The organism is Halpernia frigidisoli, from assembly GCF_900113805.1.
Classification (GTDB): Bacteria; Bacteroidota; Bacteroidia; order Flavobacteriales; family Weeksellaceae; genus Halpernia; species Halpernia frigidisoli.
This window is the reverse complement of record NZ_FOQT01000003.1, coordinates 380,812-399,923: the sequence shown is the minus strand read 5'-3', so window position 1 is coordinate 399,923 and position 19,112 is coordinate 380,812. Positions and strand designations below refer to the sequence as shown.

The following is a 19,112-nucleotide window of genomic DNA, read 5'->3' as shown; positions in this document are numbered from 1 at the left end:
TTTGATAAGCTCAGCGCAAGGACTAAAAATAGTATTAATTTTTTCATGTTATTTTAAAATTTTAATCGTTTTTTAAATCTATTTTTTAATAAATTTTACTCTTTTTATAACTGTATTTTCCGTTTCGATCTCAAGGAAATAAACACCTGCAACTAATTTTGAAACATTAACTGTGGACGTGTTCTTAGAATCTGAAATTAATTTTCCTTCCAAAGAAATAACTTTGATCGACTTTACATTGGATAGACCTGTGATGTTGATAATCTCTGTCGCAGGATTTGGATAAATACTGATCCTTTTATCATCAAATTCATTCAGTGCCAAAGAAATAGTTCTCACATCACCGGTAAATGTTGAGTTGGATTCTGTTAAATTTCCACCGCAATCACCGTTCGTCACAGCCGTGTTTTCCGTCCAGCCACCGATGGCAGCGTTTGGGGGATTGCCTGCCGTTGTATTCTGTTTCGTCGTGTAATAAATTAAATAAGGATTAACGAAATCGCCGTTTCCGGAATCTGCTAAAAATTCCCATCTTGTATTGGTATTGTTCCACTGGATCTTAAATTCGCAGGTTCCCAAACCGCCACAGGGTTGATCGCCGGTAATTGGCGTTGTTGCGTAAATATTTCTGCTTGTTGCGTCAGTTCCTGTTTTGATCAAGGCATAATCCTGATTTTCGAATAAAGGCACGCAACCTTTAAAACTTATTGATTGTGCTGAGAAAATGCTTCCCAAAGCAAACAATGAAAGTGTAATTATTTTTTTCATGATCTACGGTCTGGATGGATAAATACCCTGTGTAGCAATAATACATTTTAGAGCCATAAAAGGTGGACGGTTTTCGTGAGGTTGATTTCCACCCGTTTCACTAAGCATCGTAGATTTCATCGTGGTATTTGCAACCGTATCGGAATATTCCTGGTCTAATGTCTTTGTGTTAGCAGGCAAATTTCCGGTAGCTGCTGCGCTGTTTCCTGTGGCTGTTACTGCGGCTACAACATGAGTATGCGCAGGCATTTGAGTTCCTGCAAGAGTAACGCTTTCGCTACCGCCTTTTTGCCCCAAGGAATAAATCGTTCCAGTTGATTGACTTTGTCCATTGTGTATCATTACACGACCTCTTGTATCAGGTAATGCAAAAGTAATCTGCCCATCACCGCCGTAAGTCGTTCCTATCAAGCTAAACAAAGCATCGTATTCCGAAATTTGTAATATCTGTCCATTGCAATCTAACCAACCTTGGGGAGCAAAATTATAGGGAACGTAAATTATTTGTCCCAACATTTGTTCGTAAGCCTGTGCTTTTAAGTTTGATAAGCTCAGTGCAAGGACTAAAAATAGTATTAATTTTTTCATGTTATTTTAAAATTTTAATCGTTTTTTAAATCTATTTTTTAATAAATTTTACTCTTTTTATAACTGTGTTTTCCGTTTCGATCTCAAGGAAATAAACACCCACAACTAATTTTGAAACATTAACTGTAGAAGTGTTCTTAGAATCTGAAATTAATTTTCCTTCCAAAGAAATAACTCTGATCGATTTTACTTTGGATAAACCCGTGATGTTGATGAACTCTGTCGCAGGATTTGGATAGATACTGATCCTTTTATCATCAAATTCATTCAGTGCCAAAGAAATAGTTCTCACATCACCGGTAAATGTTGAATTGGATTCTGTTAAATTTCCACCGCAATCACCGTTCGTCACAGCCGTGTTTTCCGTCCAGCCACCTATCGCTGCGTTTGGCGGATTGCCTGCCGTTGTATTCTGTTTCGTCGTGTAATAAATTAAATAAGGATTAACAAAATCACCGTTTCCGGAATCTGCTAAAAATTCCCATCTTGTATTGGTATTGTTCCACTGGATCTTAAATTCGCAGGTTCCCAAACCGCCACAGGGTTGATCGCCGGTAATTGGCGTTGTTGCGTAAATATTTCTGCTTGTTGCGTCAGTTCCTGTTTTGATCAAGGCGTAATCCTGATTTTCGAATAAAGGCACGCAACCTTTAAAACTTATTGATTGTGCTGAGAAAATGCTTCCCAAAGCAAACAATGAAAGTGTAATTATTTTTTTCATAGTCTATGGTCTGGATGGATAATAGCCGGTTATTGCAATAATGCATTTTAAAACTATAAATGGCGGCCTGTTTTCATGAGGTTGATTTCCTCCCGTTTCACTAAGCATCGTAGATTTCATCGTGGTATTTGCCGCAGAAGTAGAATATTCTGTATCCGGGCTTACCGTATTTGCCGGTAAATTTCCGGTTGCAACCTCACTATTTCCCACGTCAGTTACTGCATTTACCGTATGAGAATGTGTCGGTATCTGAGTGACGTTTAGGGTAACAGACTCGCTTCCACCGGTTTGACCTTCTGTGTAAGTTGAAATACCTGTCCCATCATCTATTATGGTGCGCCCTCTCATATCCGGCAAGGCAAAAGTTTGTACACCATTGCCACCGTAAGTAGTTCCCAGCAAAGAAAATAAAGCTTGGTTTTGGTTAATGGACATTAATTGCCCATTACATTCTGCCCATCCTTTTGGAGCAAAATCATAAGGTACAAAGTTGACCTGACCGAGAAATTGATCCTGCGCCTTTAGACCATTTGCCATAAAACCCAGAACAACCAATAAAATTGTTTTTTTCATATAATTTTAATTTTTGCTAAAATAACCATAATAAATCATTAATTATGAGATATTAAATAAATATAATTTACTTTAAATGAATATAAATTAATATAAAGGAGTTTTAGCCACAAAAAAAGAATGAGTTCTACAAATTTCTTGTAGAACTCATCCCAACATTAAAAAAATAAACTATTATGGAACACAACCTGCCAGTGCAGATTATTTTTGTCGCGGTAACTGGTGATTCATCATTTTACTTCGCATCATTCCTTCAGTCTGGAAAAGCTGAAGCACTTTTTGAGGTTTAATGATCTTACTGAATTTTTCCGCATATTCTTTTCTTAAATCTAAAAGTTGTTGCCCAACTTCAAAGCTATTGTCCAGTTCTGAGCTGGCCTCATCCTCTGTCATAGAATTAAAATCTCTTTGAGCTTTGAATTTGTTTTTTATCAACTTTTGTTTTGCCTGATAATCATTATAAACTGTTACAAAGTTATCTTTCTGATCATCCGGGATTTGTAATTCTGACAATACCAAGTCTTCTTTAAATTGTTTTAAAGCATCTGATTTTTCTTTTTGAGACATTTTATTAATCTCTGTACGCCTTTCCTGCAAACCCATTTTCAATAAAGAAGTGCGTTGCGCCTCAGAAAATTTACATGCAAACAAAAAGAAAAACCCCGCAAATATTATTTTTAATTTCATTTTTAAACTATTAATTATAAAGGTCTAAATAAACGTCCTGCTCAGTATTATTACTTAAAGAAGCAATCTCGGAAGACGAAAATTCATCTAAAACATCATCAACTTTATCTTCTGTAGGTATCGAATTTTTATTTTGTTTAACTATCGTAGCAGTCGCCACATTTTGTGATTCCGCCTTTACATTTAGATGCGAAATCTTTCTCGAAGTTAAATCGTCGCTGGTTTCAACGCTTTGATTTGTATCAGATGCCATATTTTGCACTAAAGATTGATTTTCACTTGCAGCTGTCAAATTCCTGCTATTTTGATCAACAACTGTGCTTTTTGCCAATTGAGATCCATTATCTGAATCAACATTATTATTTGAATTTATGAAAAAATTAAAACCAACTATTAGTAAGATAACCGCTGCGGCCGCATAAAACCATTTTAAATTGAAAATCGGCGCCTCTTTTTTAACTAAAGTTTTTTCTAATACATTTTTTTGAACTGTTTCAAAAGTATTTTCCGGTAATTTATAAGGCATTTTCCGGCTTAACTTTTCTATATCTAAATTTTCCATTGTTTTAAATTTCTTCAGAATTTATTTTTATATAATCTTCTATCTTCTGTTTAGCGTAATGATAGTTGGTTTTACAAGTCCCAACAGATATTTCCAAAATTTGTGATATATCTTCGTAGGGCAACTCATCATAATAACGCATATTAAAAACTAGTTTTTGCTTTTCGGGCAATGTATTAATTGCTTGCTGCAACATGATCTGTATCTCCTCTCCTGTCGCTACTTCGCTTTCTGCTGTCAGATTTTGCAAATGATATTCTGCATCCTCATCACTTTTCTGCATTTTTTTCATTTTATTTAACTGCTGCAATGCTTCATTAGTTGCAATTCTATAAAGCCAGGTATATAATTTACTCTCTTTTTTAAACTGGTGAAAGTTCGTAAAAGCTTTAATAAAAGTATCCTGCAAAACGTCCTGAGCCAAAGCATGATCAACAATTAAACGCCGTATGTGCCAATAGAGTCTGCTTTGATAAGTGTCCATCAACGCCCGAAGACCTTTTTCCTGGCTTCGTTTGCTTGACATCCATTTAATAATTTCTTCTTCAGTGATCTTCATTTTGGCACGTACATTCTTTTGATAAGAAATAGGTTAAAAAGTTAAATTCAATTTGCTAAATTTAGAATTATCCATCAAATCATCAAAGTTTAGACCACTAAAATTCAATCAAATCCTAAAATAAGCTTTAATGTAAAACTTCTAAAGTTCTATATTTGTGTAATGAAAATTGTAATTATCGGCTCCGGAAATGTTGCGTATCATTTGACAAAAGCATTTTGCCAAAATAAAATTGCCATTTCTCAAATTTTCGGCAGAAACGAAAAAGATCTAAAAGAAATTTCTCGCGAATTTAATGTTCCTTTTTCAACGGAAAATTTAGAAAAAGCAGACCTTTATATTATTGCAGTAAAAGACGAATCTGTCGAAGAGGTTTCAAGACAAATTACTGTTAAAGATTGTCTTGTTGCGCACACTTCCGGCTCTTTAGAAAAAGAAAAACTGGACGGGAAATATAGAAAAGCAAGTTTTTATCCGCTCCAGACTTTTTCTAAAACTAAAGATTTAGATTACAAAAAAATTCCATTTTTTATTGAAGCAGAAAATAATCAGGATTTTGAAATATTGAATAATTTAGCTCAAAAAATTTCAACCAAAGTGTTGGAATCTAATTTTGAACAAAGAAAATTTATTCATTTAACAGCTGTTTTTGCCTGCAACTTTACAAATCATCTTTTTGCAAAAGCCAAAGAAATTTCAGATAGTCAAAACATTCCTTTTGATTATTTTTTACCTTTAATTGATGAAACTGTGGAAAAAATTCATCACATTTCGCCAAAAGAAGCGCAAACCGGACCTGCAATTCGTGAAGATGAAAAAGTTTTAAGATCACATGAAATACTTTTAGCTGATAAAGATGCAAAATCCATTTTTGACGTGATGAATATTTCCATAAAAAGCATGTACAAAAAATAAGAAAAGTGAGTTATAAAAATAAATTAAAAGATATCAAAGCCTTTGTTTTCGACGTTGACGGCGTTTTCACAGATGGAAGTGTTTATCTTTTACCTGACGGAAATATGGCACGTGTAATGAATGTTTTAGATGGTTTGGCAGTTGTAAAAGCCGTAAAAGCCAACTATTTCATCGGTGTAATAACCGGCGGAAATGATGCAATGGTAAAAAACAGAATTGAATATTTGGGCATTAAAGATTACTATCCTAAATCACATAATAAAATAATTGATTATGAAGATTTTAAATCAAAATACAATTTAAAAGACAGCGAAATCCTTTCTATGGGTGATGATATTCCAGATATTGAAATGATGGAATTATCCGCAATTTCTGCCTGTCCAAAAAATGCAGTTCCTGAAGTAAAGATAATTTCTGACTATATTTCACCAATAAAAGGTGGAAAAGGCGCGGTTCGTGATGTGATCGAACAAGTGATGAAAATACAGGGAAAATGGTTGGAAGATAATACACAATCGGTTTAAAATGAAACTATTATTAGCTTCAGAATCTCCTCGGCGAAAAGAACTTTTAGCAAATTTAGGTTATGATTTTGAAACCGTAAAATTAAATTGCGAAGAAATCTATCCTGAAGATTTAGAATGTGAAAAAGTCGCTGCTTATCTTTCTGAATTAAAATCTGCAAGTTTTCGGGAATTAAAAGAGGATGAAATTTTACTTACAGCTGATACAATTGTGGTTATTAATGATGAAATTTTAGGAAAACCAAAAAACCTAAAAGGGGCAAAAAATATGCTTCAAAAATTATCCGGAACCGTTCACGAAGTTTTTACAGCAGTTACTTTAAAAACTCAAAATGAAATGATCACTAAAACGGACGTCGCAAAAGTTTACTTAAATAATCTAAATTCTACAGAAATAGAATTTTACATTAATAATTTCAAAGTTTTAGATAAAGCCGGAAGTTACGGCGTGCAGGATTGGCTTGGAATGGCAAAAATTAAAAAAATCGAAGGCAGTTTCTATACGATCATGGGATTTCCAACGCATTTAATTTATGAAATGCTTCAAAATAAGCTTTAAATTCAAGGAAAAAAATCACTATTTTTACAAAAAACTCTATAAAAACAATACTAAAAAAGGCATTTTTTAGTTATATATCTATTTATGAAATCGCCTGTTTGACGATTTTAGAAACAAAAATTAATGAGAAATGGCAATCTATTTTGTCATTAAAAATATGAATTCATACATGAAAAAACCATTATTTTTTCTTTTCAGCTTTTTAATAATTTTTTCGTGCTCTACGCGTAAGAAAAAGAGTGATTCAACTTTCATGAAAGGTTTTTTCACCTATTACAACACACTTTTCAACAGTAAAGAAGCTTTAGAAACCGAACTTAGAAACAGAGATAAATCTCATAAAGATAATTTCTACGCGCCTTATATTCAACTGCTTACTTATGAGGAAGATGCGTCTTTGCTGAACGATTTAAATAATGGAAATTCGGCAGATAATCCCGGTTTTGGCAACCAGCAAATGGGTCCGCCTTCGCCAAATAGCAACAGTAATAATTCTTCAAAAAGCGCAACCGTTTTACAAATTTCTGAAGCCAAAGCATTAAAAGCCATTGAAAAATATTCTGTTTTAAAAAACGGGGTTGAAAAAAACAAGAAAATGTTTGATGCGCATATTATCCTGGCGCAATCCCGCATTTATCAAAACAAACCATTAGAAAGTCTTGATGCTTTAAATTATATTTTTACGCATATGAGCAAAGACAAAAGATTGCCTTTAGCAAAGATCTATGAAGCTTTTGCCTATTCTAAAATGGAAAATTATTACAAAGCAAATGAACTTTTTTTAGCCTTAAAACAGAATAAAATTAAAAAGAATTACCGCAAAATGGCAAGTCTTTATTATTCTGAAATGCTTTTAAAAAATGGCAAAAGAGAATTGGCTGTTGACGAACTGGAAAATGCATACGCTTTAAATAAAAATAAAAAAATCCGCAGCAGAATTTCTTTTTTACGCGGACAAATTCTGGCGAATTTAGGTAAAAATGAAGAAGCCCGGGAAAGTTTTGTAACAGCTTATAAAAACGCCAATGATTTTGAGTTTGAGGTAAAATCGCAGGTTGAGATCGCTAAAACCTTTAATGGTAAAGATGATGATTACGAAGGTGCCAAAAAATATCTGGAAAACATAAGTAAAAAAGGAACTTACGTCAGCCGAAAAAATGAGTTTTATTACGCCCTTGGTTTAATGGCCAATAAAGCTGGAAAACCTGATGAAGCAAAAGAATTTTTCGCACAATCTTTAAAAGAGAAAATATCTGATCCGCAAATCAGAGGTCTGGATTATTATGAAATTGGGAAAGCTTATTTTGAGAAAGACGACTATCTTTCTGCCGGTGCTTATTATGATTCTGCTCTCGTGGTGATGAATTATCAGCCCACTAAAATTTTACTTCAGGAACAATCCGGCAATATTAAAAAGTTAACCGCCAATTATTATCTTATCAAGAAAAACGACAGTATTTTAAGTTTGGCTAAAATGACTGAAGCTGAAAAAGAGGCTTATTTTCAAAAATATATTGATGGAATCCGGGCAAAGGAAGCCATAGAACTGGCCAAACAAAAAAGTGAGGAACGCAGCAAAGGATTTGATACCGGCGATTACAGTGCAAATTCAATTTTTAATACTTCTGCTCAGGCAAGTTTTGCTGATAATCCGGGAAGTTCATCAAAAGGATTTTATTTTGCGAATCAAAATGCAGTGTCAAGAGGTGAATCTGATTTTAAAAGAACGTGGGGCGACCGCTCCTTAATTGATAACTGGCGGACTTCCGCGCGGGTAAATACACTTCAGGATCTAAAAAATGAAGCGCTGGGAAATACTTCTACAAAAGACCCAAGAAGACTGGAAACTGCTTTTTATATAGAAAAAATACCAACCGACGGCTCAGCAATTTTAGCTTTAAAAAAACAGCGTGACACAGCAAGTTTAGGATTGGGAAGAATGTTTGATTCTTATTTTGGGAACACAAAACTGGCAACAAAAACGTTATACGATCTTGTGGACGTAAAGCCGGAAGATGATGTAAAGCTGCAAGCTCTTTATCAAATATTTTCCATGAATTATGAGAAAAATCCAGAATCTGCGGAACGCGCAAAAGCGATGATAATAAGCGATTTCCCGTATAGTTCTTACGCAGAATATGTGAAAAATCCTAAAAATGCTAATTTCTCACAATCTTCAGCAGATGTGGAAAAAACTTACGCAGAAGCTTTTGAACTCTACCAGCAGGAAAAATTTGAAGAATCTAAAAAAGTGATCGAGATGGCTTTGGAAAAATATCCGAAAGACGGTCTTGTACCAAAATTTGCTTTGTTGAATGCTTTTGACACGGGAAAAACTTCGGGCAAAGAAATTATGATACTTCAGCTGGAACAAATAGCTTTAAATTACAGCAAAACTTCAGAAGGTTTGAAAGCCAAAGAAATGCTGAAATATCTGAAGAGTGACATTACCATTGAAAAAACTGACGATAACGGTGCTGTGATTAGTGATAAACCTGTTCAACAAACAACGACTATTGATCAGCCTGTCACAGATCCAAATGGAGGCACAGAAGTTAGAGGAATTCCTTCAAACTCACAGAAAATTGGTCCACCTGAATTAAAAAACCGTCCGAAAAGCCCAACTAATAATTAGAAATAATATTTCTTTTTTTTGCTTTAATTCCCTGAAAATCTTTTAAATAAAAAGGTTCAAAATAAGCAATGTCTTCAAAATCTTTTTTGTTAAACTTTGATGCGGCTTTTTTAATTAAATATTGTGCTGAAGGGAAAATATTTGGATTGAACTCCGCTATTTGTAAGTTTAAAATCTCTTGTGCTTTTTTTGCGCCATCACCAATAAACACCACTTTTTTATCCTGAAAATCTGTAAAAGAATTTTCATCTAAAACCAAGGCCTCTGTTTCAGAAATTACTTCGCCACTTTTATTGTAAATCGCAGTATAAACCTCCATTCTTCGGGCATCGATCAGCGGAATTATAAAATCAAATTCCTTATTTAAAAATGTTTGAACCATCGAATCCATCGAATCTACAGATATCAAAGGTATATTTAAACCAAAACAAAATCCCTTTGCCGAAGCCGCACCAATTCTTAAACCCGTGTATGAACCCGGGCCTTTTCCCAAACACACTGCGTCTAAATCGTGCAATTTAATTTCTGCGCCTTCCAAAGCCCATTCTACAAATTGGTGAAGCGATTCTGATTGCTTGTAATTTTCCGACACTTCTTCGCATAAACATAATAATTCTTGGCCGTTTGAGATTGCAACGGAGCAGTTTTTTGATGATGATTCTAAATGCAAAATTTTCATAGGACAAATTTAAATTAATAAATTTAAATTAAAACTTCAGAACCTTTTGTATCACGGACAAAAATGCTGAAAATTCCGCCAATAATTAAAAATACACCCGCGAAAATAACTTCATGAATTTTGTTGTTGTGAAGAAAATGTTTCATTATAAAATCCATTGTCAAGGTTTCTATCAACATTGGGATCACTATAAACATATTAAAAATTCCCATATAAATTCCAATTTTATTTGATGGAATCGATCTTGTGAGAATTGTATAAGGCATTGACATCATAGAAGCCCACGCTAAACCTAAACCAAATGAAATAAGATAGATTTGAGAAATAATAATGCTTCCCTGTCCAAAAATATTTGGAACAGAAAATAAAGCCACATCATTTTTGTAAAATGGCATGAAGATCAAGGCAATTCCGCCGAGTGTTAAACAAACGGTATGCGTAATATTTGCGCCTAATTTTCTGGCAAATGGCACGAGTAAAAAAGCTGAAAGAAAGCAGACAATATTGTAAGATCCGTTCACTTGTCCCGTTAAAACGCCCGCCGTTTTATAGGCATCTGTCGCAGGATCGTTTGTATTAAATAAACTCATTGATAGGCCATCTGTGATGGATTGCCAGTAAGCAAACATCGCGTACCAACTGAAAAACTTTACCGGAATTAATAATTTCATCACTCTTGGCATCGTTTGGAAGGCCTCTTTTATCTCATGAGTTACCATTTGAAAAAGATTTTTGCCGTCTTTATTTTTTTTAATTCTAACCAGATCTTCTTCCGTTGGCGGGATTTCTTTTGTGGTAAAAAGTGTTATTACAATAGTTACAATTGAGGTGATTGCACCAATTATAAATGCCCAATAAACGGTTATGGGAATTCCATTTTTAGCTACCGCGTCTTTGGCAACAAATCCTAGAGTAATGATTATTGCAGGCGTAAAATTGGCTAAAGTTGAACCCAAACCGGTAAAAAAACTTTGAAATAAAAAGCCAAAAGAATGTTGCTCTTTCGGCAGTTTATCGGCTACAAATGCCCTGTACGGTTCTAAAGCGATATTATTTGCCGCATCTAGGATCCAGAGCAAGGAAACCGCCATCCAAAGTGCGGATGAAAACGGCATTGCGAGCAAACCAAAACTTGCTAAAATAGCACCAACCAAAAAAAATGGTTTTCGTCTACCCCATTTTAATGACCACGTATTATCGCTCCACGCACCAATAAAAGGCTGAACTAAAAGTCCCGTTAAAGGACCAGCCAACCAAAGTATGGCGACATTTTCGTCGGCACCTAAATATCTGTAAATCGGACTCATATTCGTTTGCTGAAGCGCAAAACTAAATTGTAAACCCAAAAAACCGAAATTCATATTCCAGATTTGCCAGAAGGAAAGTTTCGCTTTCATATGTAGATTTTTATTATTTTATTTGTCATATGTTATCGCCCAATCTTCATTAGTTTTTGTTTGCAAGAATTGTTAATGGCGATTTCATATTAAGAGAGTTGTTTTTTTATTTTATAATCTTTGTTAATGACAAGATCTGCGGTCATTTCCTGTTTTTTTATAATATTGTGTTCTATTGACAAAACATTTTCGATAAAAGCGGTCATTTCTTCTCTGTTTCTACTTTTTCTTTGCTCTAAAGTGTCGAGATAAGTTCTTGCTATAAATATTTTTAGATCAATATTTTCCAACATATTGACGTAAGTCCCTTCCACAATTAAAACCTTTATTTTTTCCAGATCGATTTCTTCTTCGATGATAATATCCGCTTCATAATTCACCAAAGGCTTTTCTATCTGATTTTTTGCTTTTTTAAAATCGTCAATATTTTCCTGTAAATGTTCTAAATTAACTTCTACCAAACCCACATTTCTAATGTCTTTTTCCCGTGATGCATGGTTGGTTTTTGGCGGCAAAAAAAAATAATCGTCCTGTTGTAAATTCACCGTTTTAATACCTTTTTCATTTAAAACGGATTTTAAAACTTCCGCGGTGACGGATTTTCCACAGCCACTTTCACCGGCAACGGAAATACAAACTTTGTTTTGAACTAAAATATTTTTGTTTAAAATTTCCAGATAAATTTCTTCTGCTAAAGAGAAATATTCCGCTTTAATATTTATTTTATCGCCTATCATTTTAAATTATTTTTAAATTACTCTTCGCCATTTTCATTAATAAATAGCCTGTTGCACTGAAACATAAATCTGGCGTTCCGAGCGGTTTAAACTCTTTTGTATCATAATATTCTGAAAATTCTTTTCCGGGATATTTGCTTAATAATTTTTCATATTCCTCCAGAATATTCTTTACTATTTCTGAGTCTTTATTTTGCCGGGATAACCCTAAACTCATCCATCCTAAAAATACCGGCCACGATCCGCCATTGTGAAAATGATTGGGATAATTTTTAAACTGATAACTGTAATTATTCGATAAAAGATCCCAATATTTATCTTTCTCTGTAATAATTGGATAAAAAACCGGCAACGCCCAGGAATTAAATTCTTTTTGAAGTTCTCTTAAATAATTTTCCAGATCAGAAGTTTCCTCATAAAATCCCATCAATAAGGCTAAAGAATTTCCAGCCATATCGAAACTTGTGTTGTAACCACTTGGGTCGAAAGCCGCCCAAAAATACGGTTTGCTTTCCGCGTTTTTCACTGCGTTTGGATGAATGGTTTTTTCGGAACTATTTTTAGTAAAATTGCTTTTAATTATTTTTTTTAGATTTTCTGCTTTCGCAAAATAATCTTCCTCCTGAAAAACCTCTGCGAAAATTTTAAATGCCCAAAATCTTAAAACATTATCGTACAAAGTGTAGCCAGAAGTTACGTATTCGTCGGCCCAGTTTCCGCCGAGAGGTCCGTAGAGAAGTCCGCGACTGTTATATTCCCAGGTTTCCAGACAGAAAAACGCCTTTTTAATTGGGTTTTCAAATTGCTTTTTTAACACCTCATCTTTAGAAAATTTTAAATAAATGCAGGAGGCGATAATCCACCAGGAATTGCAGTCAATTCTACCCACTAATGAACCAAAACTTGCAGTTTGTTTATCTTCAAAAATGGCAACATTTGACGGAATTTGACCTAAATGATTTTGATGTTTTAATAAGGTTAAAGTGCTGTTTTTCAGTCCTTCCGCGATAACTTTATCTTGTTGCCAAACGCCAGCAATTCCAGTCATGGATGAATCTCTTGCCCAAATTCTGTTATAATTATCAATTTTCGCCGAAGATGCCAAAATACCTTCAGGAATAATGGATTTCTCAATGATTTCTAAAGCAGCCTCCGTAAACATAATTTTATTTTTAATTTATTTTAATTTATAAATAACAGATTCATAGGGTTTTAAATTAAAATCCTGTGTTATCTCTTTATAATTACTTAAAATAAGTTCTGCTTTTTTTAAGTCTAAATCCGATTTTAAAGTCGTGTTTTTACCGGTAAAATTTAAAATAATTAATAATTTTTCGCCGTTTAATTCTCTTGTGTAAGCGAAAATATCGGGATTTTCAGCATCAACCAAATCAAATTTTCCGTAAACCAAAACCGGATTTTCCTTTCTTAGTTTTGTTAATTTTCGGAAATAATTTAAAACTGAATTTGGATCTTTATTTTCCGCTGCTTCATTAATGGAAACGTAATTTGGATTTACTTTTAACCAAGGTTTTCCAGTTGTAAAACCTGCGTTTTTGGTATCATTCCATTGAAAAGGCGTTCTGCTGTTTTCTCTGGAAGTCTGTTTTTGACCTTCAAGAAAAGCCTTCAAATCGCCGCCAGTTTCTTTTAAATGTTCGTATTTATTTTTGGTGTCAACATCGTTATAATCTTCAATTTTATCAAATTTTATATTATTCATTCCCAGTTCGTCACCGTTGTAATAAAATGGGGTTCCACGCATTGTGAGAATAAAAGTAGACAACATTTTTGAAGATAATTCCCGAAATTCCGGCGTGTCGCTTCCAAATTTATTGACCATTCTAGGTTGATCGTGATTGGCTAAAAAAATCGCCAACCAACCTTTGTCTTTAAATTCCGTGTCATAATCTTCAAACATTTTTTTGTATTTCACCAAACCGTAGTCTAAAATATTTTTGCCAACATCCACACTTTCAAAGTGATAAGCAATGTTTAATTCTTTTCTGGCAGGATCTACAAAATTCATTGCTTCTTGCGCTGAATCGCCTGCACCTTCTGCAACGGTCATCGCATTTGGATATTTGCTTAAAACTTCCCGATTCATTTCCTGAATATACTCGTGCAAATGTGCGCCGTGCATATAATATTTTATCATATTTTGCGAATTGGAAGTCGTTTCTTTCGGCAATTCTGGAAATGTAGGATCTTTTGAAATAAACTGAAAAGCGTCCATTCTAAAACCATCAATTCCTTTGTCCAGCCAAAATTTCATCATGGAATAAATTTCCTCGCGCAATTTTGGATTATTCCAGTTTAAATCTGGCTGTTTTTGGGAAAAATAATGCAAATAATAGGAATTTGTTTGCTGGTCGTATTTCCAGGCATTGCTGTTGACGTCGAAAAAACTCCATCTGTAAGGTGGCGTTCCTTTTTCCGCAGGCCACCAATAATAATAATCGCGGTATTTATTTGTCCGTGATTTTCTGCTTTCCTGAAACCATTTATTTTCGTCTGAACTGTGATTCACTACAAGATCCATTATCAATTTGATGTTTCTTTTGTGCATTTCTTTTAACAACAGATCAAAATCTGCCATCGTCCCGAAATCTTTCATGATCTCGCGGTAATTGCTTATGTCGTAGCCGTTGTCATCGTTCGGTGATTCGTAAATTGGATTGAGCCAAACCGCGGTAATTCCGGTACTTTTCAGATAATCGAGTTTAGAAATAATCCCCTTTAAATCACCAATTCCATCGCCGTTGCTGTCTTTAAAACTTCTAGGGTAAATTTGATAAACCACGGCTTCCTTCCACCATTTTTTATCTAAATTATCGGGCGTTTTCGTTTGAGATTTTACCGAATTTATCGCTAAAATTAAGAAGACAATATTTAAAAAAAATCTTTTCATTTTAAAATTATTTCAATTGATAAATGACCGCTTCATAAGGCTGAAATGTACCAGTTTTGTTATCTGATGGATAATTTTCAATTAAAATTTTAGCATTTTTTAAATCAAGATCAGAATTAAGTTTTGCTTCTTTATCTGAAAAATTAAGAACAACTAACAATTTTTTACCGTCCAGTTCTTTGGTGTAGGCATAAATTTGCTCGTTTGGTTCATCTACCAAAGTGTATTTTCCATAAATTAAAGCCAGATTTTCTCTTCTGGTTTTCGTCATTTTTTTGAAATAATTAAGCGTGGAATTCGGATTTTTTTCTTCATCTAAAACATTAATTTCAGATTTATTGGCGTTCACTTTTAACCAAGGCGTTCCAGTGGTAAAACCGGCATTTTCTTTTTCATTCCATTGCATTGGCGTTCGTCCATTGTCTCTTGCGCCACCAGTTTTTTGATTTTCGATAAATTCTTTTAAATCACCACCAGCATTTTTCACTTTATCGTATTCTGCGAAAACTTCAATATCGCGGTAATCTTCAATTTTATCAAATTTGATATTGGTCATTCCGAGTTCGTCACCATAATAATAGTACGGTGTTCCCGTCATCGACAATAAAAAAGTGGTCAACATTTTAGACGAAGGCGCGCGAAATTGTTCGGAATCATTTCCCCATCTTGAAACCATTCTTGGCTGATCGTGATTTCCTAAATAAGTCGTTCCCCAACCTTTTTCTTTGTAAACCGCGTCCCAATCTGTGTATATTTTTTTAAAATCTGTCAATTTGTAAGGACCTGATTTTTTAAAATATCTCGGAACATAACCAAGATTTGTTCCTTCAAAATGATAGCCCATATTTAATTCATGTCTTGCAGGGTCAACAAAATTTAACGCGGTAGATTTCAGCATTCCGGCACCTTCTGCAAGCGACATTGCATTCGGATATTTGCTCAAAACTTCCTTATTCATTTCCTTTAAATAATCGTGCAGATGCGGACCTTCTCCCATATAAACGTCCCATCTTCCGTGGTAATTTTTATCTAAATCGGCCTGCGTAATTACAGGAAAATTGGTGTCTTTGGATATAAAAGGAATCACGTCCATTCTAAAACCATCGATTCCTTTATCCAGCCAAAACCGCATCATAGAATAAATTTCCTGACGCACTTTTGGATTTTCCCAGTTAAGATCCGGCTGTTTAAAATTGAAATAATGCAAATAGTACGAGTTCGTCGTTTTATCATAACGCCAGCCGCTTCCGTCTGCCTCAAAAGCACCGGGACGAAATGCGGGTTTTCCCTTTTCTGCAGGCCACCAATGGTAATAATCTCTGTACGGATTATCACGGGATTTTCTGCTTTCCTGAAACCATTTGTGCTCGTCTGAACTATGATTTACCACGAGATCCAAAATTATTTTTAAATCTTTTTGATGGGCATCTTTTAGCAAAGTATTAAAATCATCCATCGTTCCAAACTGCTTCATGATCGACTGATAATCTGAAATATCATAACCGTTATCCGCGTTGGGAGATTCAAAGATCGGATTGAGCCAGATTGCGTTGATCCCTAAACTTTTTATGTAATCTAATTTTGAAATAATGCCCTTTAAATCACCAACGCCATCACCATTCGTGTCTTTAAAACTTCGGGGATAAATTTGGTAAACCACGGCTTCTTTCCACCATTTTCGGTCTATATCTTTTGATTTTTTCTGGGAAAAAACCGTAATTGCGGATAGTATCGCAATGAGAATCATCGTATTTTTCATTTTCATTTTTTTTAAAGTGGATTTATAAATTTTTCAAGTTCGGAATGCGATATTTTAGAATTTGCACCTTCAGTTTGCGTGACCAAAGCACCCAAAGCACAAGCAAAATCAATGGCTTTTTGCGGATCTTCACCTTTTGTAAGTTGCGAAATTAATCCCGCTAAAAAAGAGTCGCCGGAACCAACCGTATCTACAACTTTGACGCGGAAACCACTGTTGTAATAGAATTTTCCGTTATTTAATAAAACTGCGCCATGATTTCCTTTAGTTACGCAGATGTTTTTTGTATTCGTTTTTTCAGAAATAAATAAAATATTTTGTTCTAAATTGTGAAAAGGTGAATTAAAATGATCGGCTATTTCAAAAAGTTCTTCGTCATTAAATTTTAATAAATCTGCTTCATTCATTAAATAATGTAATAATTCGAAAGTGTAATGCGGCTTTCTTAAATTAACATCTAAAATTTTATGTTTAGAAAAAGGCAATAATTGTTTTAAAGCAGAAAAAGAAACCTCATCGCGACACGCCAAAGTTCCAAAAATAAACGCGTCAGAATTTTTGACTGCTTCTACACAATTGTCCTCAAAGGTAATTTTATCCCACGCTGCAGGATAGTTTATGGTATAAGACGCAGAACCTTTTTCATCTAATTTTACAAAAACTTCGCCCGTTGATAAAGTTTCATCGACTTGAATTAAATCAGTATTTACATCACTTTCTGAAATAAAATCTAACATTTCTTTACCTAAATTATCATCGCCAATTTTACTGATAATTGAGGTATTAATTCCCAATGAAGCCAATCTCAAAGCCACATTTAACGGCGCACCACCAATTTTGGTGTGATTTGGGAAAATATCAAAAAGGACTTCGCCGAAGCAAACAATATTTAAATTGTCGGGTTTTTTATTTTGCATTAAAAATTAGTTTTTGTTCCAAATTGAATTAACCGCTGAAACTTTAAAATCTTTTAATTTTAAATCTTCTTCTGATATTATTTTTAAATGATTGTAAGGTTTATTAGGGAAAATTTGTTCTGTGAAACTGTATAATCCGTCATTTAAAAATATTTCAATACTTGATCGGTCAAGAATAATTTGATATTTAATTTGATCAGAAATGAGATTTTTAAGAACAGTCGTGTGAACTTTTGTGGCAAAATTTTCGCCGAAATTTATGATCCCGGAATGCGTTCTGTCGACTGAGAATTCATTTTTATTTTTGATGTAATTTAAAACCAAAGAGTCTTTTACGTCATTATAAAATACCAATTTTAAGTTTTCTGCTTTGGTTTGAAAATTAATTTGAGACTCATTTAAAGACGGATAATCAAATTGTAATTTTTTATTGCTTTTGATATCAAGGACCGCTTTAGAATAATCCTTTTTTAACAACTTTTCAAATGAATTTACCGGTGTACTTTGTAAAATATATTGATCGTTTATTTTGTTTAAAGATAATTGTCGGGGCAAAGTCATGGAGCTTCTCCAGTTTTTTGTGGGCGTTTTTTGGCCATAACTCCAGTTGCTCATCCAGCCAACTAAAATTCTTTCATCTTCCGGCAAATTGCTAAAAGTAACGCCTGCATAATTGTCTGCGCCATAATCTAACCATTTTGTGTCTTTTTGATTAGTTGTAAAAGTTTTTCCATCAAAATCTCCCACAAAATATTGCGTTCCAGAACCACCGTTTGGTGCGCCGGGATTTACACTAATTAGTAAAACCCATTTTTCTTCGTTGTTTATCTTTAATTTAAACAAATCCGGACATTCCCAAACACCGCCATGCTCGCCGATATTTTGTCCAAACTCACTTTCAAGTTTCCAGTTCAGTAAATTTTTTGAAGTGTAAATTTGCGCTCTGTCGCCTGCTACTAATACTAAATTCCATTCTTTAGTCGATTCATTCCAGAAACATTTGGGATCGCGAAAATCTTTTTTATCTAAATTATTTATGATCGGGTTTGACTTATATTTAGTCCAGGTTTCGCCTTCATCTAAACTGTAAGCCAAGGCTTGTGTTTGTGTGTTTATTTTTTTTGCTTTTTCAAATTCCATATTGTGGTAAGTAAAAATAGCCACCATCGGCGGATTTTCCTTTGTTCCCAAACCGGAAAAATTTTCTTTGTCTATTACTGCGCTTCCGGAAAAAATGTAACCCAATTTATCCGGGAATAGTGCTGTTTTTTTATTTTCCCAATGCACTAAATCTTTTGAAGTGGCGTGGCCCCAATGCATCGGTCCCCAAACGATATCGTCCGGATAGTATTGATAGAATAAGTGGTAAATACCCTTGTAAAAAACCATTCCGTTAGGATCATTCATCCAGTGTTTTTCCGGTGAAAAATGAAATTGATTTCTAAAAGGTTCTTTGTAAGTTATAGTAGAATCTGTACTCGTTTTAACAGAAGATTGTACTTTGATTACAGATTGATCTGTCTGATTTTTACAATTTAAAAGAAGAAAAATAAGCAGAAAACAAACTGATTTTAAATTAATTAATTTTGTAATCATTCGCTTTTTCGATGTAAATATATTT

19 protein-coding genes are annotated in these 19,112 nt (G+C 34.0%); 4 read left to right on the top strand and 15 right to left on the bottom strand.

From position 1 onward, the window contains the following. Positions 1–78: 78 nt before the first annotated feature. The 7 genes from BM238_RS10115 to BM238_RS10085 all read right to left on the bottom strand — a co-directional run bounded on the left by BM238_RS10115 (position 79) and on the right by BM238_RS10085 (position 4,458). Entirely contained in the window at positions 79–768 is a 690-nt protein-coding gene (locus BM238_RS10115) for a T9SS type A sorting domain-containing protein (protein ID WP_090080412.1), read from the bottom strand. Between the two features lie 3 nt (positions 769–771). Next, positions 772–1,284 (bottom strand): phage tail protein, encoded by a 513-nt coding sequence (locus tag BM238_RS10110; RefSeq protein WP_233741945.1) that lies wholly within the window; start codon positions 1,282–1,284, stop codon positions 772–774. A gap of 103 nt (positions 1,285–1,387) precedes the next feature. After that, entirely contained in the window at positions 1,388–2,077 is a 690-nt protein-coding gene (locus BM238_RS10105) for a T9SS type A sorting domain-containing protein (RefSeq protein ID WP_090080408.1), read from the bottom strand. A 3-nt stretch (positions 2,078–2,080) separates the two neighbouring features. Then, on the bottom strand, positions 2,081–2,650 hold the full coding sequence (locus BM238_RS10100) for a phage tail protein (RefSeq protein ID WP_090080406.1): 570 nt from the start codon (positions 2,648–2,650) through the stop codon (positions 2,081–2,083). Between the two features lie 201 nt (positions 2,651–2,851). Continuing rightward, positions 2,852–3,337: a hypothetical protein gene (locus BM238_RS10095; RefSeq protein ID WP_090080404.1), complete on the bottom strand. Its 486-nt coding sequence runs from the start codon at positions 3,335–3,337 to the stop codon at positions 2,852–2,854. Between the two features lie 10 nt (positions 3,338–3,347). Next, positions 3,348–3,899 (bottom strand): hypothetical protein, encoded by a 552-nt coding sequence (locus tag BM238_RS10090; protein WP_090080403.1) that lies wholly within the window; start codon positions 3,897–3,899, stop codon positions 3,348–3,350. 4 nt (positions 3,900–3,903) lie between these two features. Further along, positions 3,904–4,458, bottom strand: a complete 555-nt coding sequence (locus BM238_RS10085) for an RNA polymerase sigma factor (protein ID WP_090080401.1) — start codon at positions 4,456–4,458, stop codon at positions 3,904–3,906. A gap of 162 nt (positions 4,459–4,620) precedes the next feature. Here BM238_RS10085 and BM238_RS10080 point away from each other — a divergent pair, with 162 nt between their 5' ends. From BM238_RS10080 to porW, 4 genes are all read left to right on the top strand, one after another. Beyond that, positions 4,621–5,373, top strand: coding sequence for a Rossmann-like and DUF2520 domain-containing protein (locus tag BM238_RS10080; protein ID WP_090080399.1), 753 nt, complete (start codon positions 4,621–4,623; stop codon positions 5,371–5,373). Between the two features lie 5 nt (positions 5,374–5,378). After that, positions 5,379–5,897 carry a KdsC family phosphatase gene (locus tag BM238_RS10075; RefSeq protein WP_090080397.1) on the top strand — a complete coding sequence of 173 codons (519 nt, stop codon included), beginning with the start codon at positions 5,379–5,381 and terminating at the stop codon, positions 5,895–5,897. 1 nt (position 5,898) lies between these two features. Further along, positions 5,899–6,456: a Maf family nucleotide pyrophosphatase gene (locus BM238_RS10070; protein WP_090080395.1), complete on the top strand. Its 558-nt coding sequence runs from the start codon at positions 5,899–5,901 to the stop codon at positions 6,454–6,456. A gap of 169 nt (positions 6,457–6,625) precedes the next feature. Further along, a complete protein-coding gene (gene porW, locus BM238_RS10065) occupies positions 6,626–9,091 on the top strand; it encodes a type IX secretion system periplasmic lipoprotein PorW/SprE (RefSeq protein WP_143093376.1) in 2,466 nt (821 codons plus the stop codon). On the opposite strand, the gene tsaB is transcribed toward porW, so the two are convergent. The 8 genes from tsaB to BM238_RS10025 form a co-directional block, all read right to left on the bottom strand. Then, on the bottom strand, positions 9,081–9,770 hold the full coding sequence (tsaB, locus tag BM238_RS10060; RefSeq protein ID WP_090080391.1) for a tRNA (adenosine(37)-N6)-threonylcarbamoyltransferase complex dimerization subunit type 1 TsaB: 690 nt from the start codon (positions 9,768–9,770) through the stop codon (positions 9,081–9,083). The two genes, porW and tsaB, sit on opposite strands and share 11 nt — an antisense overlap. 23 nt (positions 9,771–9,793) lie before the next feature. Beyond that, positions 9,794–11,167: an MFS transporter gene (locus BM238_RS10055; RefSeq protein ID WP_090080389.1), complete on the bottom strand. Its 1,374-nt coding sequence runs from the start codon at positions 11,165–11,167 to the stop codon at positions 9,794–9,796. Between the two features lie 89 nt (positions 11,168–11,256). Next, a complete protein-coding gene (locus BM238_RS10050; protein WP_090080387.1) occupies positions 11,257–11,904 on the bottom strand; it encodes a zeta toxin family protein in 648 nt (215 codons plus the stop codon). A gap of 1 nt (position 11,905) precedes the next feature. Then, entirely contained in the window at positions 11,906–13,066 is a 1,161-nt protein-coding gene (locus BM238_RS10045) for a glycoside hydrolase 100 family protein (protein WP_090080385.1), read from the bottom strand. 15 nt (positions 13,067–13,081) lie between these two features. After that, positions 13,082–14,815: a glycoside hydrolase family 13 protein gene (locus BM238_RS10040; RefSeq protein WP_090080382.1), complete on the bottom strand. Its 1,734-nt coding sequence runs from the start codon at positions 14,813–14,815 to the stop codon at positions 13,082–13,084. A gap of 7 nt (positions 14,816–14,822) precedes the next feature. Continuing rightward, positions 14,823–16,574 carry a glycoside hydrolase family 13 protein gene (locus BM238_RS10035; protein ID WP_090080502.1) on the bottom strand — a complete coding sequence of 584 codons (1,752 nt, stop codon included), beginning with the start codon at positions 16,572–16,574 and terminating at the stop codon, positions 14,823–14,825. A gap of 11 nt (positions 16,575–16,585) precedes the next feature. Next, the gene (locus BM238_RS10030; RefSeq protein ID WP_090080380.1) at positions 16,586–17,491 is read right to left on the bottom strand and encodes a carbohydrate kinase family protein; all 906 of its coding nucleotides are present in this window, start codon (positions 17,489–17,491) and stop codon (positions 16,586–16,588) included. A 6-nt stretch (positions 17,492–17,497) separates the two neighbouring features. Beyond that, positions 17,498–19,087: a glycoside hydrolase family 32 protein gene (locus tag BM238_RS10025; RefSeq protein ID WP_090080378.1), complete on the bottom strand. Its 1,590-nt coding sequence runs from the start codon at positions 19,085–19,087 to the stop codon at positions 17,498–17,500. Positions 19,088–19,112 lie beyond the last annotated feature (25 nt).

Excerpts from the sequence above, each read along its gene's own strand:
- BM238_RS10115 (WP_090080412.1), bottom strand. The coding sequence starts at position 768 with ATGAAAAAAATAATTACACTTTCATTGTTTGCTTTGGGAAGCATTTTC.
- BM238_RS10110 (WP_233741945.1), bottom strand. The coding sequence starts at position 1,284 with ATGTTGGGACAAATAATTTACGTTCCCTATAATTTTGCTCCCCAAGGT.
- BM238_RS10105 (WP_090080408.1), bottom strand. The coding sequence starts at position 2,077 with ATGAAAAAAATAATTACACTTTCATTGTTTGCTTTGGGAAGCATTTTC.
- BM238_RS10100 (WP_090080406.1), bottom strand. The coding sequence starts at position 2,650 with ATGAAAAAAACAATTTTATTGGTTGTTCTGGGTTTTATGGCAAATGGT.
- BM238_RS10095 (WP_090080404.1), bottom strand. The coding sequence starts at position 3,337 with ATGAAATTAAAAATAATATTTGCGGGGTTTTTCTTTTTGTTTGCATGT.
- BM238_RS10090 (WP_090080403.1), bottom strand. The coding sequence starts at position 3,899 with ATGGAAAATTTAGATATAGAAAAGTTAAGCCGGAAAATGCCTTATAAA.
- BM238_RS10085 (WP_090080401.1), bottom strand. The coding sequence starts at position 4,458 with ATGAAGATCACTGAAGAAGAAATTATTAAATGGATGTCAAGCAAACGA.
- BM238_RS10080 (WP_090080399.1), top strand. The coding sequence starts at position 4,621 with ATGAAAATTGTAATTATCGGCTCCGGAAATGTTGCGTATCATTTGACA.
- BM238_RS10070 (WP_090080395.1), top strand. The coding sequence starts at position 5,899 with ATGAAACTATTATTAGCTTCAGAATCTCCTCGGCGAAAAGAACTTTTA.
- porW (WP_143093376.1), top strand. The coding sequence starts at position 6,626 with ATGAAAAAACCATTATTTTTTCTTTTCAGCTTTTTAATAATTTTTTCG.
- tsaB (WP_090080391.1), bottom strand. The coding sequence starts at position 9,770 with ATGAAAATTTTGCATTTAGAATCATCATCAAAAAACTGCTCCGTTGCA.
- BM238_RS10055 (WP_090080389.1), bottom strand. The coding sequence starts at position 11,167 with ATGAAAGCGAAACTTTCCTTCTGGCAAATCTGGAATATGAATTTCGGT.
- BM238_RS10050 (WP_090080387.1), bottom strand. The coding sequence starts at position 11,904 with ATGATAGGCGATAAAATAAATATTAAAGCGGAATATTTCTCTTTAGCA.
- BM238_RS10045 (WP_090080385.1), bottom strand. The coding sequence starts at position 13,066 with ATGTTTACGGAGGCTGCTTTAGAAATCATTGAGAAATCCATTATTCCT.
- BM238_RS10040 (WP_090080382.1), bottom strand. The coding sequence starts at position 14,815 with ATGAAAAGATTTTTTTTAAATATTGTCTTCTTAATTTTAGCGATAAAT.
- BM238_RS10035 (WP_090080502.1), bottom strand. The coding sequence starts at position 16,574 with ATGAAAAATACGATGATTCTCATTGCGATACTATCCGCAATTACGGTT.
- BM238_RS10030 (WP_090080380.1), bottom strand. The coding sequence starts at position 17,491 with ATGCAAAATAAAAAACCCGACAATTTAAATATTGTTTGCTTCGGCGAA.
- BM238_RS10025 (WP_090080378.1), bottom strand. The coding sequence starts at position 19,087 with ATGATTACAAAATTAATTAATTTAAAATCAGTTTGTTTTCTGCTTATT.